Source organism: Marinagarivorans sp., assembly GCF_982758155.1.
Map to the genome: position 1 here is coordinate 1 of NZ_CEXWTU010000288.1, position 5,255 is coordinate 5,255.

Annotated in this window: 4 protein-coding genes; 3 read left to right on the top strand and 1 reads right to left on the bottom strand. The window is 47.2% G+C overall.

The genetic code is table 11. The features are described from left to right. Positions 1–428 precede the first annotated feature (428 nt). Positions 429–884, top strand: coding sequence for a nuclear transport factor 2 family protein (locus tag AC3A8L_RS19545; RefSeq protein ID WP_487963949.1), 456 nt, complete (start codon positions 429–431; stop codon positions 882–884). A 93-nt stretch (positions 885–977) separates the two neighbouring features. Here AC3A8L_RS19545 and AC3A8L_RS19550 read toward each other — a convergent pair whose 3' ends face one another. Then, positions 978–1,292, bottom strand: coding sequence for a hypothetical protein (locus tag AC3A8L_RS19550; RefSeq protein WP_487963950.1), 315 nt, complete (start codon positions 1,290–1,292; stop codon positions 978–980). A 577-nt stretch (positions 1,293–1,869) separates the two neighbouring features. Between AC3A8L_RS19550 and AC3A8L_RS19555 the strand changes: the two genes are divergently transcribed. Then, positions 1,870–4,248, top strand: a complete 2,379-nt coding sequence (locus AC3A8L_RS19555) for an efflux RND transporter permease subunit (RefSeq protein ID WP_487963951.1) — start codon at positions 1,870–1,872, stop codon at positions 4,246–4,248. A gap of 84 nt (positions 4,249–4,332) precedes the next feature. Beyond that, the gene (locus tag AC3A8L_RS19560; RefSeq protein WP_487963952.1) at positions 4,333–5,169 is read left to right on the top strand and encodes an outer membrane lipoprotein-sorting protein; all 837 of its coding nucleotides are present in this window, start codon (positions 4,333–4,335) and stop codon (positions 5,167–5,169) included. Positions 5,170–5,255 lie beyond the last annotated feature (86 nt).

A 5,255-nucleotide genomic window follows, 5' to 3' on the forward strand; every position in this document is an offset into this window, starting at 1 on the left:
ATATTTTCGCCTCGCCAAGCAAGCACCCACAAACCCAAACTCCAGCAACTTATTCAGTTCACGCCCCTAAACCGGTTAGATTTACAAATTGAACATTACTTTACAAGCAGCCTGATGGTCATTGTCGAAACGACAACAAATACCCCCTTAGTTTGATATCATGCCGCCCGCTCCAGAACGCGTATAGGTTAATGCGCAACTACGTATTCATTACCTAAAGCAAATATACTCAGAATGGGTAGCACTCAATTTTTTTATTCATATGAAGTATAAGTATCAGCAACCCAAAAGCTCGGCAGGCGATACATTGCCTATACTTAATTTTAAACCAACCCAATATAGCCTCGCCCCTTACTTGGGTAAAGTCTTGGTACATATCCACTACAGTAGTCTTTCATATGATGTATAAAATCACTTTAAGCTTGTTAATGTTTTCCCTCTTAAGCTGCCAATCCCATAAAAACACAATCACTAAAGTGAAAGTTTTAGCGCTATTTAATGAGGTCAAAACGCTGTATCTCGCAGGTAATATTGACGAGATGATGAACTACTACACCGATGACATTATGGTCATCGCTCATATTACAAGACCAACGGGAATTAAGGACGCTAACATTAATATGTCGCTCAAGTTTTCCAAGGAAAAATATAGAGCGTTAGTCGACAGCGTCAATGATAAGGCGACCGCCCACAGTTATGACGTTGAGAATTTAAATATTGTGATTGGCGACGATGTAGACTCTTCGTCGGCCTCTTATAACGCTACCGAGAAATTTGAAATGGAGGGTGAAACCATAGTAACCAAAAGCTTTGTGGAGGTTTCATTTGCGATGACAGAGGAAGGGAAATTACTGGTTTCGGCGATGAGCGTCACCGAGGAATAGCGACTGTAACGCTGCTATCCCTTCGCGGCACACAAAGAATAAGTAACCTGACTGTACAATAATATAAACATCCTACCGTTATAGGGGCGCCCCTTAGTGCCGAATCCCAATATCAGGCGAGCGAATAATATCGCCCTCGCCAGTCAATACGGCAAACTCGCCTTTTTTCTCGTGCTTAATGACGGGGATAATATTGCTTAAATCACTGCGCCGCACAAAAGCCAATTGCCAGCCAAAATATTCCATGGTCTGCAAGGCGTCGAGTTGCGGGGTGTTTAGGTAAAGGTCGATGCTGTCGGGAATTGGCTCCATGCCGACCCTGCGTTCGTCCTCTTCTACCTGATACTGATGACCGAGGTACTGATTTTTTTGTTTCGGGGCGGCTTCAATGGTTGTACTGTCTAACATAAGTTACTCCTTTAAATGGGGCACATTTAAATCCCCTAATACCAATATTGTCGCTATGACTATCTTTGTCAAAAAGCATTTTGTCATAGTAAAAAACGGTGTAATTTCCTTTATTGATAACACTCTAAAATCGTTTCGTTATGCCTCGTTTACGAATGCATTAACACCACAACGATCAACAGTATTACTCCTTTTTCATTTTAGGGCCGAGGAAAAAATACTTTATCCAATAATACTTGCCTCCTGCCTCCTCAGCAGCGTTGCTCAAAGCGTTACATGCCCCGGCATGCGCCCCTTCGAGCGCCTTGCTGAGAAAGCAGGAGCCCTCGTCTAATTGGACAAACTATTATTGCCTCGCCCCTTACACTTTTCAGTCTCTAAAACAGCCAATGTGTCACTATTCTGGCAATTACTTCATTTAAGCCTAGGCTATAACCACCTCGCGATGAATAACATCTTGGTATATAGCCACCGTTTGATTATTCTAATTACTTGTTGACAGACCAACTGGTCTGTCGTGTAATTGCACCCGACCAACTGGTCTGTTTACTTTTACTTCTATACAAGGAGCCCCCCTGTGGAACAGAGTTTTGTCACCCGTTATGCCGAAGCCGTAATCCGTTTTCGATGGTTAATTCTGCTCGCGAGCCTTGCCGTGGTTATCGCTGCCGCCACTGGAGGGAAGAACCTTGCGTTCACCGATGACTACCGTGCCTTTTTCGCCAAAGAGAATCCCCAGCTCGCAGCGTTTGAGGAAATGCAAAATACCTACGATAAGTCTGACAATGTGCTGTTTGTTATCACCCCCAAGGATGGTGATGTTTTTACACCCGCAACACTGGCTAGCCTTCAGTGGTTAACCGAGCAAGCGTGGCAAACCCCCTACTCTACTCGCGTAGATTCCATCACCAATTATCAGCATACCGAAGCCGTTGAAGATGACCTCAGCGTGGCCGACTTAGTCCTAGATGCCGATACACTCTCGCCGGCAGAGCTTAAGTCCATTAAAAACATTGCCATCAACGAACCCCTATTAATTAAGCGCTTAATCGACAATACCGGCACCGTTACCGGCGTGAATGTTACGTTACAGCTGCCCGGAAAAGCCTTAACCGAAGTGCCCGAAGCCGCCGCCTTTGTGCGCGATTTAGCCGAGCAACTTAAGGCCCGCGATAACAACTTGGAAGTGCGCCTAAGCGGCATTGTGATGATGAATGCCTCGTTTGGCGAGGCCGCACAAGGCGACATGATGACCTTGGTACCACTGATGTTTTTGGTCGTCATTGTTGTGCTCGGGTTTTTGCTGCGTAGTGTCAGCGCTACCATTGGCACGGTGCTTATCATTATGTTGTCCATCGCTGGTGCAATGGGTATTTTTGGCTGGATGGGTTTAAAGCTCACCCCCCCTACCGCTTCCGCCCCAACCATTATATTAACCATGGCCGTTGCCGATGCCGTGCACTTACTGGTGACCTTTTTATGGGGTATGCGCAACGGCGGTTTAAATAAAGAGCAAGCCATGATCGAGAGCTTGCGTGTGAATATGATGCCCATATTCCTAACGTCTATCACTACCGCGCTCGGCTTTTTAAGCATGAACTTTTCTGAGGTACCGCCTTTAGCCCACCTCGGCAACATTGTGGCACTGGGTGTGACTTTAGCGTTTATTCTTAGCGTTACCTTCTTACCGGCACTGGTTGTTTTGTTGCCCATAAAAGTCAAACCTCAAGCGGCACAAAGAAACTATGGCACCCGCTTAGGTGCACTGGGTGCGCTCGTTATTCACCGTCGCAAGCCACTGCTATGGGGCATGCTCGCCATTAGCGTCTTGTTCACCGCCTTTGTTCCTAAAAACGAAATTAACGATGAATTTGTCAAATACTTTGATGAAAGCGTGCCTTTCCGTGTTGATACCGACTATGCCTCCAAGCACTTGGTTAGCCCTTACACCATTGAGTACTCATTTAAGTCCGGTGAGCCGGGCGGTATCGCAGAGCCCGCGTACTTGGCAAAAGTACACGCCTTTTCAAAACACTTAGAAAGCTACCCTGAAGTCAGCCACGTTTTCACCTTAACCGACACCATGAAGCGCCTCAGCAAAAGCATGCATGGTGATGACCCCGCTTACTACAAGCTGCCCGAATCTCGCGAACTCGCTGCTCAGTACTTGTTACTGTATGAAATGTCTTTGCCGTACGGCCTTGATCTCAACAATCAAATTGATGTGGATAAATCGTCAACGCGCATCACCATGTCTACGGTCAGTTTGAGTAGCAATCAAGTGCTGGCGTTAGAGCAATCCGTTAATCAATGGTTGGCACAAAACGCCCCGGAATACACCGTTGATGCCGCTAGCCCCAACCTGATGTTTGCCCATATCGGTGTGCGCAATGCTCACAGTTTATTGGGTGGCACAACCATCGCTTTAATACTGATCTCTTTCATTTTAATCCTGGCCTTGCGCTCCTTCAAAATTGGCATGATCAGCTTAATTCCAAACCTTGTCCCCGCCGGTATCGCCTTTGGAATTTGGGGCCTAGCCAACGGCCAAATAGGAATGAGTGTCTCGATTGTGGCCGGTATGACTCTCGGTATTGTGGTTGACGACACCGTGCATTTTTTAAGTAAGTACTTACGCGCCCGCCGCGAAAAAGGTTACAACGCACAAGAAGCCTGCCTGTATGCCTTTACCCATGTAGGCCAGGCCTTAGTCGTCACCACGCTAGTACTGGTTGCAGGCTTTTCGGTATTGGCACTATCAACCTTTAAGCTCAACGCCGATATGGGCATTGTTACGGCCCTAACCATCGCGATTGCATTGATTGTGGATTTCTTATTATTACCGCCACTGCTAATGGCCTTGGATAAAGGTAAGTACCTTCAAACCGGAAACCACAGCGCCCCCCAACAAAGCGACTCCGCACATTTAGGCCGCACCGAGAACTCTGCCGCCTAATCCCCAACGCAACATATGCCGTACCCAGGGTGCGGCACTGTGCCCCGCGCGGGCGCATTAACGTTTACATTATGGAGCTATCTTATGAAAAGCATGAAAAACATGAAAAATTTTAAAAACCTTTTTACCCCCATAACAACACTCGCAGCCGCCTGCGTACTTAGCCTTGGCGCCTTAACCGGCGGCCAAGCCTGGGCAGAAGATAATGCCAAAAAAGGCCTAACCATCGCCACCGAAGTACAAGTGCGTGACAGCGGTTGGGGCGATAGCCACGCCACCATGGAGATGACACTCACCAACAAACAAGGCCGTAGCAGCCAGCGCAAACTGGAAATGCAAACCCTTGAAGTTGAAAACGATGGCGATAAAACGTTAACCATTTTTCACGAGCCGCGCGATGTTAAAGGCACTGCCTTTTTATCCTTTTCGCACGCACTCGAAGCCGACCAGCAATGGCTATTTTTGCCCGCACTCAAACGCGTAAAACGCATTAGCTCGTCCAACAAGTCGGGGCCATTTTTAGGCAGTGAATTTGCCTTTGAAGACTTGTCGTCACTGGAGATCGAAAAATACAGTTATGAATTTCTACGCGACGACACCCTGGGCGAATACCCCGTTTTTGTTGTGAAATACGTACCACAATACGATCACTCGGGTTACCAACACCTCGAAGTGTGGATCGACCAAAAAGAATACATCATCCGCAAAACTGAATATTTCGACCGCAAAGGTTCACACCTCAAAACCTTAGAGTTCAACCAATACCAACAATACCTCGACAAGTATTGGCGCTCGATGGAGTACATCGTGCAGAACCACCAAACGGGCAAGCGCACCACGCTCAACTGGACCGATTACAGTTTCAAAACCGGTATTGATGAAAGTGATTTTAGCCAAAGCGCACTAAAACGCGCCCGCTAATCAGGGGCGAGGCAATAATAGTTTGTCCAATTAGACGAAGGCGCCTACTTTCTCAACAAGGCGCTCGAAGGGGCGCATGCCGGGGC